The sequence below is a fragment of the Pseudomonas sp. B28(2017) genome, from assembly GCF_002113025.1.
Lineage (GTDB): Bacteria > Pseudomonadota > Gammaproteobacteria > Pseudomonadales > Pseudomonadaceae > Aquipseudomonas.
Genome location: NZ_NEJH01000002.1, coordinates 277,920 through 302,168, shown reverse-complemented (window position 1 = coordinate 302,168; position 24,249 = coordinate 277,920). Strand labels below are relative to the sequence as shown.

Below are 24,249 nucleotides of genomic sequence, written 5' to 3'. Positions count from 1 at the left end.
GCCGCCCGCCCTTACCTGACCCTTTCTTCCCTTCTTGGTGCGTAAATCCGATATGAGTTCCGCTCTGTCCATCCGGCAGCTAACCAAAACCTACGGCAACGGTTTCCAGGCCCTGAATGGTATCGATCTGGATGTCGCCGAAGGTGATTTTTTCGCCTTGCTCGGCCCGAACGGCGCCGGCAAATCCACCACAATCGGCATTCTCTCGACCCTGGTGAACAAGACCAGCGGCACGGTGAATATCTTCGGTCACGACCTGGACAGGAATCCTGCGCAGCTCAAGCGCTCCATCGGCGTGGTGCCTCAGGAATTCAACTTCAACCAGTTCGAAAAAACCTTCGACATCGTCGTGACCCAGGCCGGGTACTACGGCATTCCGGCGAAAATCGCCAAGGAACGCGCCGAACAGTACCTGACCCAACTCGGCCTGTGGGACAAGAAGGATGTGCCTTCGCGTTCACTGTCCGGTGGCATGAAGCGTCGCCTGATGATCGCCCGCGCGCTGGTTCATCAACCGCGCCTGCTGATCCTCGACGAACCGACCGCCGGGGTGGACATCGAGCTGCGTCGCTCGATGTGGAGCTTCCTCACAGAGCTGAACCAGAAAGGCATCACCATCATCCTCACCACCCACTACCTGGAAGAGGCTGAGCAGTTGTGCCGCAACATCGGCATCATCGACCACGGCACCATCGTCGAGAACACCAGCATGCGTCAGTTGCTCAGCCAATTGCATGTCGAAACCTTTGTGCTGGACCTCAAGGGGGTCCTGCCAGCCGCACCTCAGTTGCTCGGCTACCCGTCCCGGCTGATCGACAGCCACACCCTGGAAGTCCAGGTGGACAAGTCCATGGGCATCACCGCGCTGTTCACCCAGTTGGCACAGCAGAATATCGAAGTGCTGAGCCTGCGTAACAAAACCAATCGCCTTGAGGAGTTGTTCGTGTCCCTGGTGGAGAAAAATCTGTCGAAGGTGGCGGTATGAGTTCCGAGTTGCGCGCCAACCTCGTTGCCCTCAACACCATCGTTTACCGTGAAGTCCGGCGTTTCACCCGGATCTGGCCGCAGACCTTGCTGCCGCCGGCCATTACCATGGTCCTGTACTTCGTGATCTTCGGTAATCTGATCGGTCGGCAAATTGGCGACATGGGTGGCTTCACTTACATGGAGTACATCGTGCCGGGGCTGATCATGATGTCGGTGATCACCAACTCTTACGGCAACGTGGTGTCGAGTTTCTTCGGCAGCAAGTTCCAGCGGTCCATTGAAGAATTGATGGTCTCGCCGTTGTCGCCGCACACCATTCTGATCGGCTACACCCTGGGCGGCGTGCTGCGTGGCTTGATGGTGGGGATCATCGTGACCCTGCTGTCGCTGTTTTTCACCCATTTGCAGGTGCATCACCTGGGCGTGACCATTCTGGTGGTGGTGCTGACCGCGACGATCTTCTCGCTGCTGGGCTTCATCAACGCCGTGTTTGCGCGCAACTTCGATGACATTTCGATCATTCCGACTTTCGTACTGACGCCACTGACCTACCTGGGCGGGGTCTTCTATTCGATCACCTTGCTGCCGCCGTTCTGGCAGACCGTATCCCTGGCCAACCCGGTGCTGCACATGGTCAACGCATTCCGTTACGGCATTCTCGGCGTATCGGATATCCGGATCAGTGTGGCCATCGCCTTCATGCTGGTTGCGACTGTGGTGCTGTATTTCGGTTGTGCACGGTTGCTGGTGAGTGGGCGAGGGATGCGTACCTGAGGGGCTACAGCGATAGCTTTAGTCCTGACGCCACAAAAAACGGCCTCCCAAGTGGAGGCCGTCTTGCATTCTCACATCCGGTTTTTCTTGCGCCGCTTCCATTGCCTGGCCACCCACCAGCGCCAATAAGCCATCACCAGGAAGTAGGCCAGCGCACCGAGTGCCAGCCCCGTCACTACCGAGCCCAACAGAAACGGTTGCCACAAGGTCGAGATTTCACCCCTGATCCATTCCCAGGTCAGTGAGTCCGGCAACTGCCGGGCGGGAACATCCATCAGCCAGGCGCCGGCCTGGTAGGTGCAGAAGAATACGGCAGGCATGGTGATCGGGTTGGTCAGCCAGACCAGGCTTACGGCAATCGGCATGTTGCCGCGCACGATGATGGCGAGGATTGCCGCCAGCAGCATCTGCAGCGGTATCGGCAGGAACGCCGCGAACAGACCCACCGCCATGGCGCGGGCAACGGAGTGGCGGTTGAGGTGCCAGAGGTTCGGGTCATGCAACAGTGTGCCGAGAAAGCGTAAGGACTTGTGTTCCCTGATACTCATCGGGTCTGGCATGTAACGTTTGAATAAGCGCCGGGGCATAAGGCTTCTCGGTCAGTCAGGGTGGCAAGTATGTCTGGATTCCATGAATGCCCCATTCAGACTTTGTGACAATTGATAACGGCGCCTGTGCGACGGACGGGCTAAGCCTTGAGGGGGACTCTCAAGGACGGGCTTATGCGCACAGGGATGATGGCGCTGGCGTTGGGTCTGCTGACCTTGCGTTTTTTACCGGCATTGCCGCCGGTCTGGTTGTGGCTGGCGATGCCGGTGGCGGGTTTGATGTTGTTGCCGTTCAGGACGTATCCGCTGGCGTTTTATTTGTTCGGTTTGAGTTGGGCCTGCGCGAATGCGCAGTGGGCGCTGGATGACCGGTTGCCGCCGGCGCTGGACGGAGAAACCCGTTGGGTCGAAGGGCGGGTCACAGGTCTGCCCCGGCATGACGAGGGTGTCGTGCGTTTCGAATTGACCGACATTCAGTCTCGACGTACCCGGCTGCCGCGGCAAATGCGTCTGGCCTGGTATGGCGGGCCGCCGGTGAACAGTGGCGAACGTTGGCGCCTGGCCGTCAAGCTCAAGCGCCCGGTCGGACTCCTCAATCCGCAGGCCTTCGACTACCAGGCCTGGTTGCTGGCACAACGCATCGGGGCGACCGGGACGGTCAAGGCGGGCGAACGCCTTGCGCCAGCCCAATGGGCCTGGCGCGATGGCATCCGTCAGCGTTTGCTGGCGGTGGATGCCCAGGGGCGAAGCGGCGCATTGACGGCGCTGGTGCTCGGGGACGGCGCCGGGCTGAGTCGCGAAGACTGGCAGGTATTGCAGGACACCGGCACGGTGCATCTGTTGGTGATTTCCGGGCAGCACATCGGATTGCTGGCGGGAGCTGTGTATCTGCTGATCGCCGGCCTGGCCCGCTTTGGGTTATGGCCGAACCGTCTGCCATGGTTGCCTTGGGCGTGTGGCCTGGCATTCGCCGCTGCGCTCGGTTACGGGATGCTGGCCGGTTTCGAGGTGCCGGTGCGACGAGCCTGCCTGATGCTCGGTCTGGTGTTGTTGTGGCGTCTGCGGTTCCGCCATCTCGGTGCATGGCGGCCCCTGTTGTGGGCACTTAATGGCATTTTGCTGCTGGAGCCGCTGGCGAGTCTTCAGCCTGGTTTCTGGTTGTCTTTCGCGGCCGTGGCAATCTTGATTTTTACCTTCGCCGGCCGGTTGGGGCCATGGCGATGGTGGCAAACCTGGACCCGCGCCCAGTGGCTGATTGCAATCGGGCTGTGTCCGTTGTTACTGGCACTGGGGTTGCCCATCAGTCTCAGCGGGCCGCTGGCCAATTTGTTTGCCGTGCCCTGGATCAGTCTGGTGGTACTGCCACCGGCGTTGCTCGGGACGCTGTTACTGCCGGTGCCTTATGTGGGTGAGAAATTGCTGTGGTTGGCGGGCGGCTTGATCGACGGGTGGTTCAGGGGATTGGGGCTCGTCTCCGGCCAGGTTCCCGCGTGGGTGCCCATGGCCGTCCCGTCATGGGCCTGGGCAATCGGTGCCATTGGCGCTTTTTTGCTATTGCTGCCGCGCGGCGTACCGATGCGTCCGTTAGGGTGGCCCATGCTGTTGATCCTGGTTTTTTCGCCCAGGCCGATGGTGCAGGAAGGCAGGGCCGAAGTCTGGCAACTGGATGTCGGACAGGGCCTGGCGATTCTGGTGCGCACCCGGCATCACACATTGCTGTATGACGCCGGACCGCGTTTCGGTGAACTCGACCAGGGGGAACGGGTGGTACTGCCGGTGTTGCGCAAACTGGGGGTGAAAGACATCGACCTGATGCTGATCAGCCACGCCCATGCCGACCATGCCGGTGGAGCCCGGGCGATTGCCAAGGGCTTGCCGGTGAAACAGGTGGTCAGTGGTGAGCCGTCAGACTTGCCAGTGGAGTTGCAGGCCGAGCGTTGTGAGAGTGGACGGCAATGGACCTGGGATGAAGTCGATTTCCAGCTTTGGCACTGGCCATTGGCCGGCGACAGCAATCAGAACTCCTGTGTCCTGCTGATCGAGGCCAATGGCGAACGGTTGCTGTTGAGTGGCGACATTGATGCCGCCGCCGAGAGGGCCCTGCTGGATAGTCCGTTGGCCCTGCCCGCCGACTGGCTGCAGGCGCCACACCACGGCAGTCGCAGTTCGTCGTCCGGGGCCCTGCTGGATGTCCTGCAACCTAAAGGTGCGCTGATCTCCCGTGGGCAGGGCAATTCGTTTGGCCATCCGCATCCCACGGTGATCGCGCGTTATCAAAAACGTGGAATGGCAATCTACGACAGTGCAGAACACGGTGCCATTCGTCTGCAACTGGGGCGCTTCGAGCCGCCGTGGTCAATGCGTCAGGAACGGCGTTTCTGGCGCGATCCGCCGCCCTTGAACCAATAACCGAGCGTTATGAAGGTCCGACCGGATGCGACATCACGGTCTTCGGTGCTTCCACCCCCTATGTTAGAGTGGCGCACTTTTTCGAGGGGACTGTCACTGTGTGGGAATTGGTCAAATCCGGCGGCTGGATGATGCTGCCGATCATTCTGAGTTCCATCGTGGCCATGGCCATCGTCGCCGAACGTCTCTGGACGCTGCGCGCCAGCCGCGTAACGCCGGAGCACTTGCTCGGGCAGGTCTGGGTCTGGATCAAGGACAAACAGCTCAATAAGGACAAACTCAAGGAACTGCGCGCCAACTCCCCGTTGGGCGAAATCCTGGCGGCCGGCCTAGCCAACTCCAGACATGGTCGCGAGATCATGAAAGAGTGCATCGAAGAGGCCGCTGCCCGGGTGATCCACGAGCTGGAGCGCTACATCAACGCGCTGGGCACCATCGCCGCCATGGCGCCTTTGCTGGGTCTGCTGGGTACCGTGTTGGGCATGATCGATATCTTCAGTTCGTTCATGGGCACGGGCATGATGACCAACGCCGCAGTGTTGGCCGGCGGTATTTCCAAAGCCTTGATTACCACGGCCTCGGGCCTGATCGTCGGTATCCCGTCGGTGTTCTTCCACCGGTTTCTGCAACGGCGCATTGATGAACTCGTCGTGGGCATGGAGCAGGAAGCCATCAAGCTGGTTGAAGTGGTGCAGGGCGACCGTGACGTTGATCTGGCTGAGGGCAAAGCGTGAAATTCCGCCGCAAGCAACGGGAGAACGTGGACATCAACCTCGTGTCGCTGATCGACGTGGTGTTTGTCCTGCTGCTGTTTTTCGTCGTGACCACCACATTTACCCGTGAGACCCAGCTGCGCGTCGATCTGCCGGAAGCGGTCAGCGGCTCCCCGGCCGAAGACCAGAACAAGCCGCTGGACATCGCCATCAGCGCCGACGGCGTGTTCTCGGTGAATAACCAGATCCTGCCGAAAAGCGACCTGGCCTCCCTGATGGACGCGCTGCAAAAGGAAGCCAATGGCGACACCAACCGGCCACTGTCGATCAGCGCTGACGGCAAGACGCAGCATCAGTCCGTCATCACCGCCATGGATGCGGCCGGCAAGCTCGGTTTCAGCCATTTGCGCATGACCACTGTCGAAGCGGCACCCCCCGCATCCTGATGGCCATGTCCGAACGATTGCTGGCGGCGTGGTACGCAGGTCATCCGGCCCTGAAACTGTTGCAGCCGCTGGAATGGCTGTACCGGCGCGTGGTCATGAACAAGCGCAAACGCTTTCTGGCGGGTGAGGGCGAGATCTACCAGCCGCCGGTGCCGTTGATCGTGGTCGGCAATATCACCGTGGGTGGCACCGGCAAGACGCCGCTGATTCTATGGATGATCGAGCATTGCCAGCGCAGCGGCCTGCGGGTCGGCGTGGTCAGCCGTGGCTACGGCGCCAGACCGCCGCAGTTGCCATGGCGGGTCGAGGCCGAGCAGAGCGCCGACGTCGCCGGTGACGAGCCGTTGCTGATCGTCCAGCGCACGGGCGTGCCGTTGATGATCGACCCCAATCGTAGCAACGCGGTCCAAGCGTTGCTGGCCAGTGAGTCGCTGGACCTGATCCTGTCCGACGACGGCATGCAGCATTACCGCCTGGCCCGTGACCTGGAACTGGTGCTGATCGACGCCGCTCGCGGCCTGGGTAACCGCCGTTGCCTGCCTGCCGGGCCATTGCGTGAGCCGGTCGAGCGCCTGCAAAGCGTCGATGCGGTCCTCTACAACGGTGCAGCGGCTGACCGCGCTGACGGTTTTGCTTTCCAATTGCAACCCACCGCGCTGGTCAATCTGCGCAGCGGCGAACGGCGTCCCCTTGACCATTTCCCCAGCGGCCAGGCCCTGCATGCGGTGGCCGGCATCGGCAATCCGCAACGTTTCTTCAAGACCCTCGAAACGCTACACTGGAAGCCGGTTCCACATGCGTTTGCCGACCACGCCGAGTACAGCGTGGAGGCTTTGAATTTCGTGCCGTCGTTACCGTTGGTGATGACGGAAAAAGATGCGGTGAAATGCCGTGCCTTTGCCGCCACCGATTGGTGGTACCTGGCGGTCGATGCTGTGCCATCGCCGGCCTTCGTGGCCTGGTTCGACACACAGCTGATGCGCCTGTTACCGGCTCGTTTGTTGCCTTAACTCCGTTTTTTCCAGGGAATGCTCATGGACACCAAATTGCTCGATATTCTCGCTTGCCCGGTCTGCAAAGGCCCGCTCAAGCTCAGCGCCGACAAAACCGAGCTGATCAGCAAGGGCGCAGGCCTGGCCTACCCGATTCGCGACGGCATCCCGGTGATGCTCGAATCGGAAGCGCGCACCCTGACCACCGACGAGCGCCTGGATAAATGACCACAGCCTTTACCGTCGTCATTCCATCGCGTTATGCCTCCACCCGCCTGCCGGGCAAACCGCTGCTGCTGATCGCCGGCAAGCCGATGATCCAGCACGTCTGGGAACAGGCGAGCCAAAGCAGCGCCGAGCGGGTGGTGGTGGCCACCGACGACGCGCGCATCGTCGAGGCCTGCAATGGCTTTGGTGCCGAAGTGGTGTTGACCCGTGAAGATCACAACTCCGGCACCGATCGACTGGCCGAAGTCGCGATGAAGCTCGGCCTGGCGCCTGACGCCATCGTGGTCAACGTCCAGGGCGACGAGCCGCTGATCCCGCCGAGCGTGATCGATCAGGTCGCCGCCAATCTGGCGGCCCACGCCGAAGCGCGCATGGCCACCCTGGCTGAGCCGATCGAAGACGCGGACACCCTGTTCAATCCCAACGTGGTCAAGGTTGTCAGCGACCTCAATGGTCTGGCGCTGACGTTCAGTCGTTCCACCTTGCCCTGGGCGCGGGATGCGTTCGCCCTGAGCCGTGAGCAGTTGCCGGAAGGTGTGCCGTATCGCCGCCATATCGGCATTTATGCCTATCGCGCCGGTTTCCTGCAGGATTTCGTCAGCTGGGGCCCATGCTGGCTGGAAAACACCGAGTGTCTGGAACAGTTGCGTGCCCTGTGGCACGGCGTGCGGATCCACGTAGCCGACGCACTGATCGCACCGCCAGCCGGTGTCGACACTGTTGAAGACCTTGAGCGCGTTCGTCGCCTGCTGGAGGCGTGATGCGGGTTCTGTTTGTCTGCCTGGGCAACATCTGCCGCTCTCCCACGGCGGAAGGCGTGCTGCGGCACAAGTTGCGTGAAGCGGGCCTTGCTGACCGGGTTGAAGTCGCTTCCGCCGGCACCGGTGACTGGCATGTCGGCAAGGCACCGGACAAGCGCAGTCAGGCCGCAGCGAAGCTGCGCGGTTATGACTTGTCCGCCCAGCGCGCCCGGCAAGTCACCCGCGCTGATTTTGCCACCTACGATCTGATCCTGGCGATGGATAATAGCAACCTGCGCCATCTCAAGGCCTTGCAGCCGGCTCAGGGCAAGGCCGAACTCGACCTGTTCCTGCGTCGTTACCAGTCGCAAATCGATGAAGTGCCGGACCCGTACTACGACGGCGAACAAGGTTTCGAGCAGGTGCTGGACCTGATCGAGCGCGCCAGCGATCTGCTGGTCATCGAATTGAAGGGACGGTTATGAGTTTGCAGGTTCAATCGCAGGTTTCGCTCAAGCCGTTCAACAGCTTTGGCGTGGATGTCCAGGCCCGGCTGTTTGCCGAGGCCCATAGCGACGCCGATGTGCGTGAAGCCCTGGCCTATGGGCTGGAACACAAGGTCCCGGTGCTGGTGATCGGCGGTGGCAGCAACCTGCTGCTGACGGCGGATATCGATTCACTGGTGCTGCGCATGGCCACTCGCGGGATTCGCGTACTGAGCGATGATGCCGACAAAGTGGTGATCGAGGCCGAGGCGGGCGAGCCCTGGCATCCATTTGTGCAACATACACTGGCCCTGGGGTTGTCCGGCCTGGAAAACCTCAGCCTGATTCCCGGTACCGTCGGTGCGGCACCGATGCAGAACATCGGCGCCTATGGGGTCGAGATCAAGGACGTGTTTGCCGGCTTGACCGCCCTCGATCGCCACACCGGCGAACTGCGCGACTTCAGCCTGGCGGAATGCAACTTCGCTTATCGCGACAGCCTGTTCAAGCAGGAACCGGGGCGTTGGGTGATCCTGCGTGTTCGTTTCGCACTTGATCGCGCCGCGCATTTGCACCTCGAATACGGCCCGGTGCGTCAGCGCCTGACCGAACAAGGCATCGAGCATCCGACCGCCAGTGATGTCAGCCAGGCCATTTGCAGCATCCGCAACGAAAAACTGCCGGACCCTGCCGTGCTCGGTAATGCCGGCAGCTTTTTCAAGAACCCGTTGGTATCGGCGGCACTGGCCGCACGGCTCAAGGGCGAATACCCGGACCTGGTGGCCTATGAGCAACCCGGCGGGCAGATGAAGCTGGCTGCCGGTTGGTTGATTGAGCGGGCAGGGTGGAAGGGTTTCCGCGAAGCCGATGCGGGTGTGCATAAGTTGCAGGCGTTGGTATTGGTCAACTACGGCAGCGCGACCGGTCTGCAGTTGCTCGACCTGGCGCAGCGTATCCAGAAAGACATTTCAGAACGTTTCCATGTTGACCTGGAAATGGAGCCAAACCGGTATTGAGCTAAGCTTTCAGGGCGGATCAAAAAGCCCTGCACAATGTTTATTGTGCAGGGCTTTTTTGTTAATGCCCGGTTAACTTAGTCAGCTAACGATGCACACACGTGTTCCATCAAAGGCCCGGTGCAGGCCGTTTGCGTCTGCACAAAAGAGCCCATTAGCCTGAGTCGATCTGCGTAATGCCAACCGCCGATGTTCGGGCGGCAGATTGCTCGACCCCATAACCCAATACTATGCGGGCGTGCCCATGATTACCCTGAAGCTCAACGGTCAAGACCATCCACTCGACGTCACCGAGGACATGCCACTGCTCTGGGCCATCCGCGACGTGGCCGGTTACAACGGCACCAAATTCGGCTGCGGCATGGGCCTGTGCGGGGCCTGCACCATTCATATCGAAGGAGCTCCGGCACGCAGTTGCATCACGCCCATCGGTTCAGTCGTCGGACAGAATGTCAGCACCATAGAAAACCTGCACGCCGACCCGGTCGGCAAAGTCGTGCAGCAGGCCTGGCTCGACACGGCGGTCGCCCAATGCGGTTTCTGCCAGGGTGGGCAAATCATGTCCGCCACCGCGCTGCTCAAGACCAATCCGGACCCGAGCGACGAGCAGATCGAAGAAGCCATGATCGGCAACATCTGCCGCTGCGGCACCTATAACCGCATCAAGACGGCGATCCGCCAGGCCTCCACTCACCTGAAGGAGGCCAAGGCATGAGCCGGTTACCGAATGATTTTGCCCTGAGCAATCTGAGCCAGCTCAGTCGCCGTGGCTTTCTGAAAGGCGTGGGCGCCACCAGTGCGCTGGTATTGGCGGCGAGCTGGGGCTGGCAAGACGCTTTTGCCGAAGAAAAAGACAAGAAGTTCGGCGCCGACGGCATGCCCCACGGCTGGGTCGACGATCCGAAAGTCTATGTGAGCATCGTTGCGGATGGCACGGTGACCGTGATCTGCAACCGCTCGGAGATGGGCCAGGGCGTGCGCACCAGTTTGACCATGGTGGTGGCCGATGAACTGGAAGCCGACTGGGCGATGGTCAAGGTGCGGCAGGCTCCCGGCGATGAAGTGCGCTTCGGCAACCAGGACACCGACGGCTCGCGCAGCATGCGTCACTGGTACGAGCCGATGCGTCGCTGCGGTGCCGCTGCGCGGACCATGCTCGAACAGGCTGCCGCCAACCAGTGGAAAGTGCCAGCAGGCGAGTGTCACGCGCAACTGCATAAAGTCATACACGAACCTTCCGGTCGTGAATTGAGCTATGGGGCGCTCGCCGCCGCTGCCGCTGCGTTGCCCGTTCCAGCGCGGGACAGCCTGAAGCTCAAGCAGCCTTCGGAATTTCGCTACATTGGCAAGGAAGGCACCAAGGCCATCGATGGTGAGGACATTGTCAACGGCCAGGCGGTGTACGGTGCCGATGTGCATCTCGACGGCATGCTGTACGCGACCATTGCGCGGCCCGTGGTGTATGGCGGCAAAGTCAAAAGCTTCGATGGCAGCGCGGCGATGAAAGTCCCGGGCGTCGTCAAAGTGTTGCAGATCGAAAGCCGGCCTTTGCCTTCGGAGTTTCAACCACTCGGCGGTATCGCCGTGGTGGCGAGCAATACCTGGGCGGCGATCAAGGGCCGTGAGGCACTGATAATCGAGTGGGACGACGGACCCAACGCCAGCTACGACTCGATCGCCTATCGCAAGGTACTTGAAGCCGCCTCGCTCAAGCCCGGCAAGGTGGTACGCAATACCGGCAACATCGATAAGGCCATGAGTAGCGCCGATAGCACGCTGGAAGCGTCCTACTACTTGCCGCATTTGTCACAGTCGCCGATGGAGCCGATGGTCGCCATTGCGCGGTTCAAGGACGGTGCGTGCGAAGCCTGGGGGCCAAGCCAGGCACCGCAGGTCACCCGGGAGCGGATCGCTGAACGCCTGGGCCTGCCGTTCGACAACGTCATGTTCAACGTGACCCTGCTCGGTGGTGGATTCGGGCGCAAGTCCAAGCCCGACTTCATCATCGAAGCCGCTATCCTCGCCAAGGAATTCCCCGGCAAAGCGGTGCGGGTGCAATGGACCCGAGAAGACGACATCCATTGTTCCTACTTCCACACGGTATCGGTCGAATACCTCAAGGCTGGCCTGAACAAGGATGGCCTGCCGTCCGGCTGGTTGCACCGTACGGTGGCGCCGAGCATCACTGCGTTGTTTGCGCCGGGCATGAACCATGAGGCGGCGTTCGAACTGGGCATGGGATTTACCAACATGGCGTATGCAATCCCCAACATTCGCCTGGAAAACCCCGAGGCGAAGGTGCATACCCGGGTCGGCTGGTATCGCTCGGTGTCGAACATTCCCCATGGCTTCGCAATCCAGAGTTTTATCGATGAGCTGGCGCACAAGGCCGGGGAAGACCCGCTGAAATACCAGATCAGACTGCTCGGCCCGGACCGTCAGATCGATCCGCGCACCCTGAGCGAAGAGTGGAACTACGGCGAATCCCCCGAGCGTTATCCGATCGACACCGGGCGACTGCGCACGGTACTGGAGACCGCCGCCAAGGCCGCCGGTTGGGGGCGTGAGTTACCCAAGGGGCGCGGCCTGGGCCTTGCGGTGCATTACAGCTTCGTCACATATGTGGCGGCGGTCATCGAGGTGGAGGTGAAAGACGACGGTACGCTGGTGGTGCACAAGGCCGACATCGCCGTCGATTGCGGACCGCAGATCAATCCCGAGCGGATTCGCGCGCAGTTCGAGGGCGCCTGCGTCATGGGCCTGGGTAATGCGGTGCTGGGAGAAATCAGCTTCAAGGACGGCAAGGTCCAGCAGGATAACTTCCACATGTACGAAGTGGCACGCATGTCCCTGGCACCGAAAGAAGTGACCGTGCATCTGGTGACGCCGCCGGGCAATGTCCCATTGGGCGGTGTCGGTGAGCCGGGCGTGCCACCGATTGCGCCAGCACTGTGCAATGCGATCTTTGCTGCCACCGGCAAACGCATCCGTAACCTGCCGGTTCGTTATCAGCTGTCGGGCTGGCAGCAGGCTGGAGCCTGATGGACAGCGCCGATCTGAACGTCCTGCGCAGCGTGTTGCAATGGCATCGCGCCGGTCAGCGGGTGGTGTTGTACAGCGTGGTCGAAACCTGGGGCACTGCGCCCCGGGCACCCGGCGCCATGCTGGCCTTGCGTGAAGACGGCATGGTGATTGGTTCGGTCTCGGGCGGCTGTGTCGAAGATGACTTGATCGCCCGCCTGCACGACGGCCGCCTTGCGCTCGATGGGCCGCCGGTGCAATTGATCACGTACGGCGTGACCCGCGAGGAAGCTGCACGTTTCGGCCTGCCCTGCGGTGGTACCTTGCGCTTGACCGAGGAGCGTATCGACGATGGGGATTGGGTCGAGCAATTGCTCGCTCGTTGCGAGGCCCATGAAATCGTTGCGCGTGAACTGAACCTGGCCACCGGCGAGGTGCTTTTGCAGCCGGCCAATAAGGCTGACGTGTTGACGTTCGACGGCCAGACCTTGCGCGCAATCTACGGTCCACGCTGGCGCTTGCTGCTGATCGGCGCGGGGCAGTTGTCGCGCTATGTCGCTGAAATGGCCCGGCTGCTGGATTTCGAGGTATTGATTTGCGATCCGCGTACCGAGTTCGTCTACGGCTGGGAGGAGCAGCACGGACGATTCGTTTCGGGCATGCCGGATGAGGCGGTATTGAATATCCAGACCGACGAACGCACAGCTATCGTGGCCTTGACCCATGATCCGCGTCTGGACGACATGGCGCTGCTCACGGCCCTGGATTCCAGGGCTTTTTACGTCGGGGCGCTGGGTTCGCGGGTCAACAGTCAGAAGCGCCGGGAAAACCTGGCTCAACTGGGCTTGTCGCAATCGGCGATTGACCGCTTGCATGCTCCGATCGGCTTGCACATCGGCAGTCATAATCCGGCGGAAATTGCCTTATCGCTCATGGCGGAAATCGTGGCGGTCAAAAATGGCGTCGAACTGAAACAGAAGAGGATCCTGCAGGAGAGGGTATGAGCGAGTCGATTGGCGTCATCGTGTTGGCGGCGGGGCAGGGCAGTCGGTTTCGTCAGGTGGCGGGCGCCGAAAAGGATAAATTGCTGGCCGATTGCACCGGTCGTGATGGCACGGTTCGATCCGTCATTGAACACACATTGGTCAATCTGCCTGCCGCTCTGGACAAGCGCGTACTGGTAACGACCGCTGACCGCCCGCAGGTTATTCGCATGGCTCAGGCCTATGGTTGCGAAATTGTGCTGATCGAGTCGAGCGGTATGGGCGACAGCATTGCCGCCGGGGTCGCAGCCTGCAAGCAACTCGAGGGTTGGCTGATGGTGCTGGGAGATATGCCGTTCATCCTGCCGTCCAGTATCGAGCAAGTGCTGGCAGGCATTGGCCGCGACAGTATCAGCGTGCCCGTGCAGGACGGTGAGTACGGTCATCCGGTCGGATTCGGACGGGACTTCGCGGCGGGGTTGATGGCGTTATCGGGGGATCGTGGCGCCAAACCGCTGTTTGCCCAAGGGCGGGTGGTTGAAATGACCGTGGATGATCCTGGTGTGTTGTGGGATGTGGATGTGCCGCAGGCATTGAGCTTCAGCCCCGCATAGATCTTCAAATCAACCTGGTTCCAATGTGGGAGCGAGCCTGCTCGCGAAAGCGGTCTGGCATCCAACAGTGATGCAATCTGATCCGACGCCATCGTCGGATCGCCGCCCGGAGCAGGCTCGCTCCCACATTGGATAGCTGTGAAGTCCAGACATAAAAAAGCCCCGCCTGGATCACCAGGCGGGGCTTTTTAGTGGCCGATGGAATCAGACGAGAGGTTTAGGCTCGTGTTCTTTTTCCTGGGCCTGTTCGTGTTGCTCGACCGCTTCCTGAACGGAGCGTGGTGCTTCGTGGATCACCGATTCGACCGGCTCGGCAGCCACTTCAGCAGCCGGGGCAGGAGCTGCCTCAACCTCTTCAGCGGCAACCGGTGCAGGTTCGGCAGCGACAACCGCTTCAGCCGAAGCAGCAGCGGCAGCCAGTTCAGCTTCCTTCTGCAGACGCTCGGCTTCACGCTTGCGGCGACGCACTTCACGCGGGTCGTTAGGCGCACGACCACTCGGCGTCAGAGCGCTGACAGGCGCGGCCTCGACTACCGGCGCAGGCGCTTCGGCAACGACCGGTGCTTCAACCACCGGCGCTGGAGTTGGCTCCGCTGCGGCAACTACCGGCTCGGAAACCATGGCTTCAGCCACTTGGGTTTCAGCGGTTGGTGCAGCTGTTTCAGCGACGGCTGGCTCGGCCACCCAATTGAACGCCGTTTGCTCTTCACGTACTTCGCGAACGGTTTCAGTCACGGTCTCGACGACGGCTTCTGCAACGACGGCAGGTGCTTCAACCGCTGGAGCCAGCTCGGCGGCCACTTCAACGGCAGGCTGTGCCTCAGGCGCTGGCGCCAGTTCGATTTCCGGCGACGCGGTGACTTCGACCGGCGTGGTCGCTTCAACGACTGGCGCTTCAACCGGAGCAGGCTCCTGGGTCGCGGCAGTGGCGCGTTCGGCTTGCTCGTTGGCCTGTGCTTCGGCTGGAGCGCTGATCACGCTGCTGGCGACGGCTGCGGTGACTGCCAGGCCGGCGGTCAGATCGGCAACGCTTGGCGCTTCCACGTTTTCGCCGGACTCGGACTCTTCCGAACCTTCGATCACGTTGCCGTTGGCGTCACGCTGACGCTCGCGACGGTTGCTGCGACGACGCTGGCCACGGGAACGGCGGCGTGGACGATCGCCTTCGGCGGCTTCCTGACCCTCTTCCTGCAGTTGCTCTTCGTTGGTGGTCAGTTCTTCTTCGGCTGCAGCAGCGGCAGCTTGTTCGGCACGTGGTTGACGTTCTTCACGCGGCGGGCGTGGAGCGCGTTCTTCGCGCGGCTGGCGAACTGGACGCTCTTCAGCGGTAGCAGCGGCGGCCGGAGCGGCATCCAGAGGTTCGCGCAGTTCACGAACGCGTTCTTCGCGCTCGCCACGAGGCTTGCGGTCTTCGCGTGGAGCGCGCGGTGCACGTTCTTCACGAGGAGCGCGTGGTGCGCGTTCTTCGCGGGCTACTGCCGGCGTTTCTTCACGGGACTCGCGAGGCTCGCGAATTTCGCGTGGCTGACGCTCCTCACGTGGTGCGCGTTCTTCACGCGGTGCACGTTCTTCGCGAGGCTTGCGCTCTTCATCGCGGCGACCGTTACGGTTGCGGCTTTGCTGGCGACCGCTGCGACGCTCTTCGTTGCGGGCCGGACGCTCGGCGGCAGGTTTTTCAACCACAACCGGCGCGACAGGCTCTTCCTTGGTGGCGAACAGGCTCACCAGCGACTTCACCAGGCCTTTGAACAGGCTTGGCTCTGGCACGGCAACCGGAGCAGGGGCCGGAGCGACGACTTCGGTCGGAACCGGAGCATTGGCGCGGGCCGGGGCCGTCTTGACCGCCGCTTCCTGGCGAACCAGGGTGCGGGTTGCGGCGGCTGGCTGGACTTCCTCGACTTCGGCAGCGGCAGCGGCGATTTCGTAGCTGGACTGGTTGGTCGCCGCTTCCGGGTTGTCATCACGCAGGCGCTGCACTTCGAAGTGCGGCGTTTCGAGGTGATCGTTCGGCAGGATGACGATGCGGGCGCGGGTACGCAGTTCGATCTTGGTGATCGAGTTGCGTTTTTCGTTGAGCAGGAACGCAGCCACCGGGATCGGCACTTGTGCACGAACTTCGGCGGTACGGTCTTTCAGGGCTTCTTCTTCGATCAGGCGCAGGATCGCCAGGGACAGCGATTCAACGTCACGGATGATGCCGGTGCCACTGCAGCGCGGGCAGACGATGCCGCTGCTTTCGCCCAGGGACGGACGCAGGCGCTGACGGGACATTTCCAGCAGGCCGAAGCGCGAGATGCGACCGACTTGCACGCGAGCGCGGTCGGCTTCCAGGCATTCGCGGACTTTCTCTTCCACGGCGCGCTGGTTCTTGGCTGGGGTCATGTCGATGAAGTCGATGACGATCAGGCCGCCGATGTCGCGCAGGCGCAACTGACGGGCGATTTCTTCGGCCGCTTCAAGGTTGGTTTGCAGCGCGGTTTCTTCGATGTCGCTGCCTTTTGTGGCGCGCGCCGAGTTGATGTCGATGGACACCAGGGCTTCGGTCGGATCGATAACGATGGAACCGCCGGAAGGCAGTTCGACAACGCGCTGGAAAGCGGTTTCGATCTGGCTTTCGATCTGGAAACGGTTGAACAGCGGAACGCTGTCTTCGTACAGCTTGATCTTGCTGGCGTACTGCGGCATCACCTGGCGGATGAAGGTCAGGGCTTCGTCCTGGGCTTCAACGCTGTCGATCAGCACTTCGCCGATGTCCTGGCGCAGGTAGTCGCGGATCGCGCGGATGATCACGTTGCTTTCCTGGTAGATCAGGAACGGCGCGGCGCGGTCCAGCGAGGCTTCCTTGATGGCGGTCCACAGTTGCAGCAGGTAGTCGAGGTCCCACTGCATTTCTTCGCTGCTGCGGCCCAGGCCGGCAGTGCGCACGATCAGACCCATGTCGGCCGGGGCAACCAGACCGTTCAGGGCTTCACGCAGTTCATTGCGCTCTTCGCCTTCGATGCGACGGGAGATACCGCCGGCACGCGGGTTGTTCGGCATCAGCACCAGGTAACGACCGGCCAGGCTGATGAAGGTGGTCAGGGCGGCGCCTTTGTTGCCACGTTCTTCTTTTTCGACCTGAACGATGACTTCCTGGCCTTCGCTCAGGACGTCCTTGATGTTGACGCGACCTTCCGGGGCTTTCTTGAAGTATTCGCGGGAGATTTCTTTGAGGGGCAGGAAGCCATGGCGCTCAGAGCCGAAATCGACAAAGGCGGCCTCAAGGCTTGGTTCGATGCGAGTAATCCGGCCTTTATAGATGTTGGCCTTCTTCTGCTCGCGTGCACCGGATTCTATGTCCAGGTCGTAGAGGCGTTGGCCATCTACCAGTGCAACACGCAACTCTTCGGGTTGAGTTGCGTTAATCAGCATTCTTTTCATGTAGTACCGTCGGTTTCCGGGCTGCCGGAAACGGCGTTCGGCACACACGACTTCTCACGGTCGGTGTCAGGTGCGTCGGGAGTGGTTGGCCATTTCCCGTGTCCAGCGAAGTCCGGCCAATGTGGGCCTTCATCGCGACGTACGCGTCCTGCTTGCTGTGGCTACTTAAGCACTCAGTCAGGAGGAGGAATCAACCAGCGGCTGTGGACGAGATAAAGCGTCTTGAGAAAGCCTGTTGCTACACAGTCCGGCGGTTGTGCATCTCCACCCTACACGTATCCCTGATAATTCGGGTGCTGCCGCGCGCAGAATCCGCAGCGGGTTGGCATTTACCGTGAGCTCCGAAAGGGGAGGTCACGCATCATGGCTAATTTGGGCGTTGTTTCCGATGCCTTCGCTCGGGGTCATTCGCAGCTGACTGCACTTTGTGAACTGGCCGTGAATATGGCTCGCAAAACGAGTGGAAAACTCTGCCTTGCGGCTTGATTCAGGCCTCATGTCACCTGCGCTCGTTACACCTGCAAACTCCACCGTTACGTAGCGAAAGCCCCGTAGGACGGCCTCGCGTCCTGGTGAATTGCGTTGGTCAGGGCCGGTTTTTGACCGTTGGTCCGCTGTCCAGGCCGCTTTTGGCGACGTTCGCGACTATAGCAGCAATGATTAAGTGCTTCAATTCCATAAAAAATTGTTATCATCCGCGCCATGACGACGACTACCCCCCCGACTCCAGGCGTACAACTGCTTGAGGTCTCGCCGGAATTTGCCGGCCAGCGCATTGATAATTTCCTTCTCGCCCGACTCAAAGGCGTGCCCAAGACCTTGATTTACCGCATTTTGCGCAAGGGCGAAGTGCGCGTGAACAAAGGTCGGATAAAGCCCGAGTACAAGCTGCAGGCTGGCGATATCGTGCGCGTGCCGCCGGTGCGTGTGCCTGAGCGCGACGAGCCGGTGCCGCTGGCACAAGGCCTGCTGCAGCGACTCGAAGCCTCGATTGTCTTCGAGGACAAGGCGCTGATCGTGATCAACAAGCCTGCGGGCATTGCGGTGCACGGCGGCAGCGGGCTGACTTTCGGGGTGATCGAAGCCTTTCGTCAGTTGCGCCCCGATTGCAAAGAACTCGAACTGGTTCACCGTCTCGACCGTGATACGTCCGGCCTGTTGATGATCGCCAAGAAGCGCAGCATGTTGCGCCACCTGCACACCGCGTTGCGCGGTGATGGCGTCGACAAGCGCTACATGGCGTTGGTCCGCGGTAACTGGGCGAGCTCGATCAAGCAAGTCCGTGCGTCGCTGGGCAAGAGCAATCTGCGTTCCGGCGAACGCATGGTCGAGGTCGACGAGGATGAGGGCAAGGAGTCCGTGACCGTGTTCAAGGTCCTGCGCCGCTTCGGCGACTTTGCCACCCTGATCGAAGCCAAGCCGATTACCGGCCGGACTCACCAGATCCGCGTCCATACCTTGCACGCCGGGCATTGCATCGCTGGCGATACCAAGTATGGCGACGAAGGTTTCAGCAAGGAAATCCGCGATCTGGGCGGCAAGCGCCTGTTCCTGCACGCCTACATGCTGACTGTGCCGCTGCCTGATGGTGGTGAGCTGAAGTTGCAGGCACCGGTCGACGAGATGTGGGCCAAAACCGTGGAGCGATTGAGTGCGCCCATCTGATTACAAACTGCTGATCTTCGATTGGGACGGCACGCTGGCCGATTCCATTGGTCGGATTGTCGAGGCGATGCATGTTGCCTCGCAGCGTTCCGGGTTTGAACAGCGCGATGATTCTGCCGTCAAGGGTATTATTGGCCTGGGCCTGCCGGAAGCGATCCGCACCCTGTATCCCGAGATTGGTGACGCCGAACTGATCGCATTCCGCGAGCATTATGCCGAGCATTACATCGCGTCGGAGGCTGTGCCTTCACCGTTGTTCGAGGGTGTGGTCGAGTCGCTCGAGGCATTCCGTGCCGAGGGGTATCATCTGGCTGTGGCGACCGGCAAGGCCCGTCGCGGGCTGGACCGGGTGCTGAAGTCTCATGGCTGGGAGAATTACTTCGATATCACCCGTGCGGCTGACGAGACCGCCAGCAAGCCCCATCCGTTGATGCTCGAGCAAATTCTCGCTCATTGCGAGGTTCGCCCGGAACAGGCGTTGATGGTCGGTGATTCGTCCTTTGATCTGCAGATGGCGCGCAACGCCGGCATGGACTCGGTGGCAGTCAGCTATGGTGCCCAAATGATCGATGCGTTGAAGTTGTATGAGCCGCGACTGGTCATCGACCGTTTTTCAGAATTGCATGCCTGGCTGAGTCAGCAGGCTTAACCGGTTGTTTTTGGGGTGATGGCATGACCGACGAATGGAAAGCGCCCGCCAAGGCGAGCGCAGAGAGCGGTGACGACAAAAGCTGGAAGCTGCTGGAAAAGGCGCTGCTGGCCAGCGTGCAGGAGCAGCGTCGTTCCCGTCGCTGGGGAATATTCTTCAAGCTTCTGATTTTTGTGTATCTGTTCGGCGCTGTTGCTCTGTTTTCGCCGCTGATGGATATGGAAAAAGCCGCCACCCGCAGTGCCCATTACACGGCGCTGATCGATGTGACAGGCATGATTGCCGACAAGGAGCCGGCCAGTGCAGACAATATCGTTGGCAGTCTGCGCGCGGCTTTCGAGGACGAGAAGGTCAAGGGTGTTATCCTGCGGATCAATAGTCCTGGTGGCAGTCCGGTGCAGTCGGGCTATGTCTATGACGAGATCCGTCGTCTGCGCGGCCTGCATCCGGATACCAAGCTGTATGCGGTCATTTCCGATCTGGGGGCTTCCGGTGCCTACTACATCGCCAGTGCGGCGGATCAGATCTATGCCGACAAGGCGAGCCTGGTCGGCTCCATTGGTGTGACGGCAGCCGGTTATGGTTTTGTCGGCACCATGGAGAAGCTGGGCGTCGAGCGTCGCACTTATACCTCTGGCGAGCACAAGTCATTCCTCGATCCGTTCCAGCCACAAAAGCCGGAGGAAACCGCTTTCTGGCAGGGCGTGCTCGATACGACCCATAAGCAGTTCATCAATAGCGTCAAGCAGGGGCGTGGCGATCGCCTGAAGGACAAGGAGCATCCGGAGCTTTTCTCCGGCCTGGTCTGGTCCGGCGAGCAGGCGCTGCCGCTGGGGTTGATCGATGGGCTGGGTAATGCCAGTTCGGTTGCGCGGGATGTGATCGGCGAGAAAGAGCTGGTGGACTTTACCGTTCAGGAGTCGCCATTCGATCGCTTCTCGAAAAAACTCGGAGCCAGCGTGGCTGAGCATTTGGCGATGTGGATGGGGTTCAGTGGTCCATCGTTGCGCTGATTATGGCGTGACATGAAAAACCGGCCTGCGAGGCCGGTTTTTCAGTATTGAGATTCAGGGGATTTGCACGCCCTCGGCCAGCAACATGTCGATCAGGCGAATCAGTGGCAGGCCGATCAGGCTGGTGGCGTCAGGTCCCTCGGTGCTGCGAAACAGGCTGACACCCAAGCCTTCGGCCTTGAAGCTGCCTGCGCAGTCATAGGGTTGCTCGGCGCGCAGGTAGCGTTCGATACGGGGCGCATCGAATGTGCGCATGTGTACGGTGAACGGTACGCAATCGACCTGACAGTGCCCGGTCTGGCTGTTGAGCAGGGCCAGGCCGGTCAGGAAGGTCACGCTGGCACCGCTGGCGGCCAGCAGTTGTTCGCGGGCCTTTTCGAACGTATGGGGCTTGCCGATTATCCGGTCTCCCAGCACGGCGACCTGGTCGGAGCCGATTATCAGATGAGCGGTATGGCTGTCAGCCAGGGCGCGCGCTTTCTCTTCTGCGAGGCGCTTGACCAGCTCGATGGCGGATTCACCGGGGCGATGGCTTTCGTCGATGTCCGGCGAGCTGCACGTGAAAGGCAGCTGCAGGCGAGTCAGTAATTCCCGGCGATAGACCGAGCCAGAAGCGAGTAATAAAGGCAGCATGCGCATCTCCAGAAAGCAGGTGCGAATTCTAGCGAGGCTTCCAAGTGACGGACAGGGCTGAATTTCCTTTGACATGGGCGGGTGCATCCCTATAATGCTGCGCCTATGTTGAATGACCCGATTCCACCTCACGTTGACCCGCGCAAATTGGCTGATCGTGGCACCACCCTTCAGGGTGAAATGCTGCTGGCCGATTTGGAGAGACTCTGCGACCCGCTTTCCGACAATGTCGGTACGGTGCAGGCTAAATTCGTTTTTGAACGAGATGAACGTAAATCTGTGGTCATCCACAGCTTTATCGACACTGAAGTCAAAATGGTTTGCCAGCGTTGTCTTGAGCTGGTCACCCTGCCGATCCATAGCGAATGCAGTTACGCTGTGGTGAAGGAGGGTGCGAATACCCAGTCGTTGCCGAAAGGTTATGACGTGCTGGAACTGGGCGAAGATCCTTTGGATCTGCAGTCACTGATCGAGGAGGAGCTTCTGCTCGCCTTGCCCATTGTGCCTGCTCATCATCCGGAAGAATGCCAGCAGCCGGCGGGAGCAGATGAGCCCGAACCGAGCGAGGACGAGGTAACGCGGTCCAACCCGTTCAGTGTATTGGCGCAGTTAAAGCGTGACCCAAACGTTTAGGAGTTAATCAATTATGGCTGTTCAGCAGAACAAAAAATCCCGCTCTGCCCGTGACATGCGCCGTTCGCACGACGCTCTCGAGGCTAGCACCCTGTCTGTAGAAAAAACCACCGGTGAAGTTCACCTGCGTCACCACGTATCGCCAGAAGGCGTATACCGTGGCCGTAAAGTGATCGACAAGGGCGCTGACGAGTAATCACTTGTCCGCTCAAGTCATCGCGATTGACGCAATGGGCGGGGACTTCGGTCCCCGCAGCATTGTCCAGGCCAGCCTTGCTTGTCTGTCTGCCACACCCTCGCTGTACCTGACCCTTGTCGGTCAACCCTCCCTTCTTGAAGAATTGATCGCTGGCCATTCGGCTGTGGATCGCGCGCGCCTGTCGATTGCTCCGGCGAGTGAAGTCATCACCATGGACGAAAAACCTGCCCAGGCCTTGCGTGGCAAGCCGGACTCATCGATGCGCGTGGCCCTTGAGCTGCTGCGCGACGGCAAAGTCCAGGCCTGTGTCAGTGCCGGCAATACCGGTGCGCTGATGGCGTTGTCGCGGTTCGTACTCAAAACCCTGCCGGGCATTGACCGCCCGGCCATGGTGGCGGCGATTCCGACACAAAAGGGTTACTGCCAATTGCTCGACCTGGGTGCCAACGTCGATTGCAGTGCCGAGCACCTGTTGCAGTTTGCGGTCATGGGCTCGGTTGCGGCCGAGACCCTGGGCATAACCCGCCCACGGGTAGCGCTGCTGAATATCGGTACCGAAGACATCAAGGGTAATCAGCAGGTCAAACTGGCTGCGACGTTGTTGCAAGCTGCCCGAGGTATTAACTACATAGGCTTCATCGAAGGTGATGGTTTGTATCGCGGTGAGGCGGACGTGGTGGTCTGCGATGGCTTTGTCGGTAATATCCTGCTCAAGTCCAGCGAAGGTCTTGCGACCATGATTGCCGCGCGTATCGAAGCCTTGTTCAAGAAAAGCTTCGCTTCTCGCGCTGTCGGTGCCTTGGCGCTGCCGTTGATGAAGCGCTTGCAGGCTGACCTGGCGCCGGCGCGACATAATGGTGCAAGCTTCCTCGGCCTGCAGGGCATCGTGGTGAAAAGTCACGGTTCGGCTGGGGTTCAGGGCTTCCAGAGTGCAATTCAGCGTGCCTTGATAGAGATTCAGGAGAACTTGCCTGAGCGCCTCCATGGCCGTCTGGAGGATTTGTTGTCTTAGGCGTTTTCGTCGGACAATGCTTAAATGTGACTGCCCGGTTCAAAGGGCCATCCAACTGTCAGTTTCTTGCGTCCCCAAGCGGGGCGTCATTTTCCGACGACAAGATCATTAGGGGCTTGTTACATGTCTGCTTCCCTCGCATTCGTCTTTCCAGGACAGGGTTCGCAGTCCCTCGGCATGCTGGCCGAGCTGGGCGCACAACATCCGCTGATCCTCGAAACATTCAAAGAAGCTTCCGAAGCACTGGGTTACGACCTGTGGGCACTGACCCAGCAAGGGCCGGAAGAGCAACTCAATCAAACCGATAAAACCCAGCCGGCCATTCTGACCGCTTCGATCGCCCTGTGGCGTTTGTGGCTGGCGGAAGGTGGTGCGCGTCCGGCTTACGTTGCCGGGCACAGCCTGGGCGAATACAGCGCGCTGGTTGCTGCCGGTAGCCTGACGCTGGCAGACGCGGTGAAGCTCGTTGAGCGCCGCGGCCAACTGATGCAGGAGGCGGTTCCAGCCGGGCAGGGTGGCATGGCTGCCATCCTCGGTCTGGAAGATGCCGATGTGCTGGCTGCCTGTGCCGAAGCAGCGCAGGGCGAAGTGGTCAGCGCCGTCAACTTCAACTCTCCCGGCCAGGTGGTGATTGCCGGAGCCAAGGCTGCCGTTGATCGCGCCATCGAAGGCTGCAAGGCCCGTGGCGCCAAGCGCGCCATGCCGCTGCCGGTGAGCGTGCCGTCGCACTGCGAGCTGATGCGTCCGGCTGCCGAGCGTTTCGCCGAATCGATCGCGGCAATCGACTGGCAGGCACCGCAGATTCCTGTGGTCCAGAACGTCAGTGCCGAAGTGTCGGCCGATCTGGAAACCCTCAAGCGCGATCTGCTCGAGCAGCTGTACAAGCCAGTACGCTGGGTCGAATCCGTACAGACGCTGGCAGCCAGGGGCGCGACCAATCTGGTCGAGTGCGGCCCGGGTAAAGTACTCGCCGGTCTGAACAAGCGTTGCGCCGAAGGCGTGTCGACATCCAACCTCAATACCCCAGATGCTTTCGCTGCCGCCCGTGCAGCGTTGGCCTGAACTCAGG

General features: G+C 60.7%; 24 protein-coding genes. 21 read left to right on the top strand and 3 right to left on the bottom strand.

The annotated features are described in order from the left end of the window. Nucleotides 1–52 precede the first annotated feature (52 nt). Nucleotides 53–985 (top strand): ABC transporter ATP-binding protein, encoded by a 933-nt coding sequence (locus CAF65_RS06075; protein ID WP_085715492.1) that lies wholly within the window; start codon nucleotides 53–55, stop codon nucleotides 983–985. Next, nucleotides 982–1,761: an ABC transporter permease gene (locus CAF65_RS06070; RefSeq protein WP_085715491.1), complete on the top strand. Its 780-nt coding sequence runs from the start codon at nucleotides 982–984 to the stop codon at nucleotides 1,759–1,761. Before CAF65_RS06075 ends, CAF65_RS06070 begins: the two co-directional genes overlap by 4 nt. 71 nt (nucleotides 1,762–1,832) lie before the next feature. Here CAF65_RS06070 and CAF65_RS06065 read toward each other — a convergent pair whose 3' ends face one another. Continuing rightward, entirely contained in the window at nucleotides 1,833–2,348 is a 516-nt protein-coding gene (locus CAF65_RS06065; RefSeq protein ID WP_085715490.1) for a DUF2062 domain-containing protein, read from the bottom strand. Nucleotides 2,349–2,483: 135 nt separating this feature from the next. Here CAF65_RS06065 and CAF65_RS06060 point away from each other — a divergent pair, with 135 nt between their 5' ends. The 12 genes from CAF65_RS06060 to CAF65_RS06005 all read left to right on the top strand — a co-directional run bounded on the left by CAF65_RS06060 (nucleotide 2,484) and on the right by CAF65_RS06005 (nucleotide 13,956). Further along, nucleotides 2,484–4,718, top strand: a complete 2,235-nt coding sequence (locus tag CAF65_RS06060) for a DNA internalization-related competence protein ComEC/Rec2 (RefSeq protein ID WP_085715489.1) — start codon at nucleotides 2,484–2,486, stop codon at nucleotides 4,716–4,718. A 98-nt stretch (nucleotides 4,719–4,816) separates the two neighbouring features. After that, the gene (locus CAF65_RS06055) at nucleotides 4,817–5,452 is read left to right on the top strand and encodes a MotA/TolQ/ExbB proton channel family protein (protein ID WP_178076659.1); all 636 of its coding nucleotides are present in this window, start codon (nucleotides 4,817–4,819) and stop codon (nucleotides 5,450–5,452) included. After that, a complete protein-coding gene (locus CAF65_RS06050) occupies nucleotides 5,449–5,877 on the top strand; it encodes a biopolymer transporter ExbD (RefSeq protein ID WP_085715487.1) in 429 nt (142 codons plus the stop codon). Before CAF65_RS06055 ends, CAF65_RS06050 begins: the two co-directional genes overlap by 4 nt. Beyond that, nucleotides 5,877–6,887 carry a tetraacyldisaccharide 4'-kinase gene (lpxK, locus tag CAF65_RS06045; RefSeq protein WP_085715486.1) on the top strand — a complete coding sequence of 337 codons (1,011 nt, stop codon included), beginning with the start codon at nucleotides 5,877–5,879 and terminating at the stop codon, nucleotides 6,885–6,887. The genes CAF65_RS06050 and lpxK overlap by 1 nt, the downstream gene beginning before the upstream one ends. A gap of 24 nt (nucleotides 6,888–6,911) precedes the next feature. Continuing rightward, nucleotides 6,912–7,097 (top strand): Trm112 family protein, encoded by a 186-nt coding sequence (locus tag CAF65_RS06040; RefSeq protein ID WP_003179363.1) that lies wholly within the window; start codon nucleotides 6,912–6,914, stop codon nucleotides 7,095–7,097. Continuing rightward, nucleotides 7,094–7,858: a 3-deoxy-manno-octulosonate cytidylyltransferase gene (gene kdsB, locus CAF65_RS06035; protein ID WP_085715485.1), complete on the top strand. Its 765-nt coding sequence runs from the start codon at nucleotides 7,094–7,096 to the stop codon at nucleotides 7,856–7,858. The genes CAF65_RS06040 and kdsB overlap by 4 nt, the downstream gene beginning before the upstream one ends. Continuing rightward, nucleotides 7,858–8,322 (top strand): low molecular weight protein-tyrosine-phosphatase, encoded by a 465-nt coding sequence (locus tag CAF65_RS06030; protein ID WP_085715484.1) that lies wholly within the window; start codon nucleotides 7,858–7,860, stop codon nucleotides 8,320–8,322. Before kdsB ends, CAF65_RS06030 begins: the two co-directional genes overlap by 1 nt. Then, the gene (gene murB, locus CAF65_RS06025; RefSeq protein ID WP_085715483.1) at nucleotides 8,319–9,338 is read left to right on the top strand and encodes a UDP-N-acetylmuramate dehydrogenase; all 1,020 of its coding nucleotides are present in this window, start codon (nucleotides 8,319–8,321) and stop codon (nucleotides 9,336–9,338) included. Before CAF65_RS06030 ends, murB begins: the two co-directional genes overlap by 4 nt. A 244-nt stretch (nucleotides 9,339–9,582) precedes the next feature. Beyond that, nucleotides 9,583–10,053, top strand: coding sequence for a (2Fe-2S)-binding protein (locus CAF65_RS06020; protein ID WP_085715482.1), 471 nt, complete (start codon nucleotides 9,583–9,585; stop codon nucleotides 10,051–10,053). Continuing rightward, nucleotides 10,050–12,380, top strand: a complete 2,331-nt coding sequence (locus CAF65_RS06015) for a xanthine dehydrogenase family protein molybdopterin-binding subunit (protein ID WP_085715481.1) — start codon at nucleotides 10,050–10,052, stop codon at nucleotides 12,378–12,380. Before CAF65_RS06020 ends, CAF65_RS06015 begins: the two co-directional genes overlap by 4 nt. Further along, a complete protein-coding gene (locus CAF65_RS06010; RefSeq protein ID WP_085715480.1) occupies nucleotides 12,380–13,363 on the top strand; it encodes an XdhC family protein in 984 nt (327 codons plus the stop codon). Before CAF65_RS06015 ends, CAF65_RS06010 begins: the two co-directional genes overlap by 1 nt. Beyond that, nucleotides 13,360–13,956 carry an NTP transferase domain-containing protein gene (locus CAF65_RS06005; protein WP_085715479.1) on the top strand — a complete coding sequence of 199 codons (597 nt, stop codon included), beginning with the start codon at nucleotides 13,360–13,362 and terminating at the stop codon, nucleotides 13,954–13,956. The genes CAF65_RS06010 and CAF65_RS06005 overlap by 4 nt, the downstream gene beginning before the upstream one ends. 204 nt (nucleotides 13,957–14,160) lie before the next feature. Here the strand turns inward: CAF65_RS06005 and rne are convergent, their stop codons facing one another. Next, entirely contained in the window at nucleotides 14,161–17,376 is a 3,216-nt protein-coding gene (gene rne / locus CAF65_RS06000; RefSeq protein ID WP_085715478.1) for a ribonuclease E, read from the bottom strand. A 702-nt stretch (nucleotides 17,377–18,078) separates the two neighbouring features. Here rne and rluC point away from each other — a divergent pair. From rluC to CAF65_RS05980, 3 genes are read left to right on the top strand one after another with little or no spacing between them, the layout of a single operon-like run. Further along, complete coding sequence (gene rluC / locus CAF65_RS05990) at nucleotides 18,079–19,041, top strand: 23S rRNA pseudouridine(955/2504/2580) synthase RluC (protein ID WP_085715476.1); 963 nt, start codon at nucleotides 18,079–18,081, stop codon at nucleotides 19,039–19,041. After that, nucleotides 19,028–19,690 (top strand): HAD-IA family hydrolase, encoded by a 663-nt coding sequence (locus CAF65_RS05985; protein ID WP_085715475.1) that lies wholly within the window; start codon nucleotides 19,028–19,030, stop codon nucleotides 19,688–19,690. Before rluC ends, CAF65_RS05985 begins: the two co-directional genes overlap by 14 nt. Before the next feature lie 23 nt (nucleotides 19,691–19,713). Further along, nucleotides 19,714–20,703: a S49 family peptidase gene (locus CAF65_RS05980; RefSeq protein WP_085715474.1), complete on the top strand. Its 990-nt coding sequence runs from the start codon at nucleotides 19,714–19,716 to the stop codon at nucleotides 20,701–20,703. A gap of 54 nt (nucleotides 20,704–20,757) precedes the next feature. On the opposite strand, the gene CAF65_RS05975 is transcribed toward CAF65_RS05980, so the two are convergent. Next, complete coding sequence (locus CAF65_RS05975) at nucleotides 20,758–21,336, bottom strand: nucleoside triphosphate pyrophosphatase (protein WP_085715473.1); 579 nt, start codon at nucleotides 21,334–21,336, stop codon at nucleotides 20,758–20,760. A 105-nt stretch (nucleotides 21,337–21,441) separates the two neighbouring features. On the opposite strand from CAF65_RS05975, the gene CAF65_RS05970 reads away from it, so the two are divergent. The 4 genes from CAF65_RS05970 to fabD all read left to right on the top strand — a co-directional run bounded on the left by CAF65_RS05970 (nucleotide 21,442) and on the right by fabD (nucleotide 24,242). Next, on the top strand, nucleotides 21,442–21,969 hold the full coding sequence (locus CAF65_RS05970; protein WP_007942001.1) for a YceD family protein: 528 nt from the start codon (nucleotides 21,442–21,444) through the stop codon (nucleotides 21,967–21,969). A 13-nt stretch (nucleotides 21,970–21,982) separates the two neighbouring features. Next, nucleotides 21,983–22,165 carry a 50S ribosomal protein L32 gene (gene rpmF / locus CAF65_RS05965; protein WP_003179396.1) on the top strand — a complete coding sequence of 61 codons (183 nt, stop codon included), beginning with the start codon at nucleotides 21,983–21,985 and terminating at the stop codon, nucleotides 22,163–22,165. Nucleotides 22,166–22,169: 4 nt separating this feature from the next. Next, a complete protein-coding gene (gene plsX / locus CAF65_RS05960) occupies nucleotides 22,170–23,180 on the top strand; it encodes a phosphate acyltransferase PlsX (protein ID WP_085715472.1) in 1,011 nt (336 codons plus the stop codon). Between the two features lie 123 nt (nucleotides 23,181–23,303). Further along, on the top strand, nucleotides 23,304–24,242 hold the full coding sequence (gene fabD / locus CAF65_RS05955; protein ID WP_085715471.1) for an ACP S-malonyltransferase: 939 nt from the start codon (nucleotides 23,304–23,306) through the stop codon (nucleotides 24,240–24,242). Nucleotides 24,243–24,249: the final 7 nt, after the last annotated feature.

Bases quoted from the DNA above. Each gene is read 5' to 3' on its own strand.
- CAF65_RS06075 (WP_085715492.1), top strand. From the start codon at position 53: ATGAGTTCCGCTCTGTCCATCCGGCAGCTAACCAAAACCTACGGCAAC.
- CAF65_RS06070 (WP_085715491.1), top strand. From the start codon at position 982: ATGAGTTCCGAGTTGCGCGCCAACCTCGTTGCCCTCAACACCATCGTT.
- CAF65_RS06065 (WP_085715490.1), bottom strand. From the start codon at position 2,348: ATGCCCCGGCGCTTATTCAAACGTTACATGCCAGACCCGATGAGTATC.
- CAF65_RS06060 (WP_085715489.1), top strand. From the start codon at position 2,484: ATGCGCACAGGGATGATGGCGCTGGCGTTGGGTCTGCTGACCTTGCGT.
- lpxK (WP_085715486.1), top strand. From the start codon at position 5,877: ATGGCCATGTCCGAACGATTGCTGGCGGCGTGGTACGCAGGTCATCCG.
- CAF65_RS06040 (WP_003179363.1), top strand. From the start codon at position 6,912: ATGGACACCAAATTGCTCGATATTCTCGCTTGCCCGGTCTGCAAAGGC.
- kdsB (WP_085715485.1), top strand. From the start codon at position 7,094: ATGACCACAGCCTTTACCGTCGTCATTCCATCGCGTTATGCCTCCACC.
- CAF65_RS06030 (WP_085715484.1), top strand. From the start codon at position 7,858: ATGCGGGTTCTGTTTGTCTGCCTGGGCAACATCTGCCGCTCTCCCACG.
- murB (WP_085715483.1), top strand. From the start codon at position 8,319: ATGAGTTTGCAGGTTCAATCGCAGGTTTCGCTCAAGCCGTTCAACAGC.
- CAF65_RS06020 (WP_085715482.1), top strand. From the start codon at position 9,583: ATGATTACCCTGAAGCTCAACGGTCAAGACCATCCACTCGACGTCACC.
- CAF65_RS06015 (WP_085715481.1), top strand. From the start codon at position 10,050: ATGAGCCGGTTACCGAATGATTTTGCCCTGAGCAATCTGAGCCAGCTC.
- CAF65_RS06010 (WP_085715480.1), top strand. From the start codon at position 12,380: ATGGACAGCGCCGATCTGAACGTCCTGCGCAGCGTGTTGCAATGGCAT.
- CAF65_RS06005 (WP_085715479.1), top strand. From the start codon at position 13,360: ATGAGCGAGTCGATTGGCGTCATCGTGTTGGCGGCGGGGCAGGGCAGT.
- rne (WP_085715478.1), bottom strand. From the start codon at position 17,376: ATGAAAAGAATGCTGATTAACGCAACTCAACCCGAAGAGTTGCGTGTT.
- rluC (WP_085715476.1), top strand. From the start codon at position 18,079: ATGACGACGACTACCCCCCCGACTCCAGGCGTACAACTGCTTGAGGTC.
- CAF65_RS05980 (WP_085715474.1), top strand. From the start codon at position 19,714: ATGACCGACGAATGGAAAGCGCCCGCCAAGGCGAGCGCAGAGAGCGGT.
- CAF65_RS05975 (WP_085715473.1), bottom strand. From the start codon at position 21,336: ATGCTGCCTTTATTACTCGCTTCTGGCTCGGTCTATCGCCGGGAATTA.
- CAF65_RS05970 (WP_007942001.1), top strand. From the start codon at position 21,442: ATGTTGAATGACCCGATTCCACCTCACGTTGACCCGCGCAAATTGGCT.
- rpmF (WP_003179396.1), top strand. From the start codon at position 21,983: ATGGCTGTTCAGCAGAACAAAAAATCCCGCTCTGCCCGTGACATGCGC.
- fabD (WP_085715471.1), top strand. From the start codon at position 23,304: ATGTCTGCTTCCCTCGCATTCGTCTTTCCAGGACAGGGTTCGCAGTCC.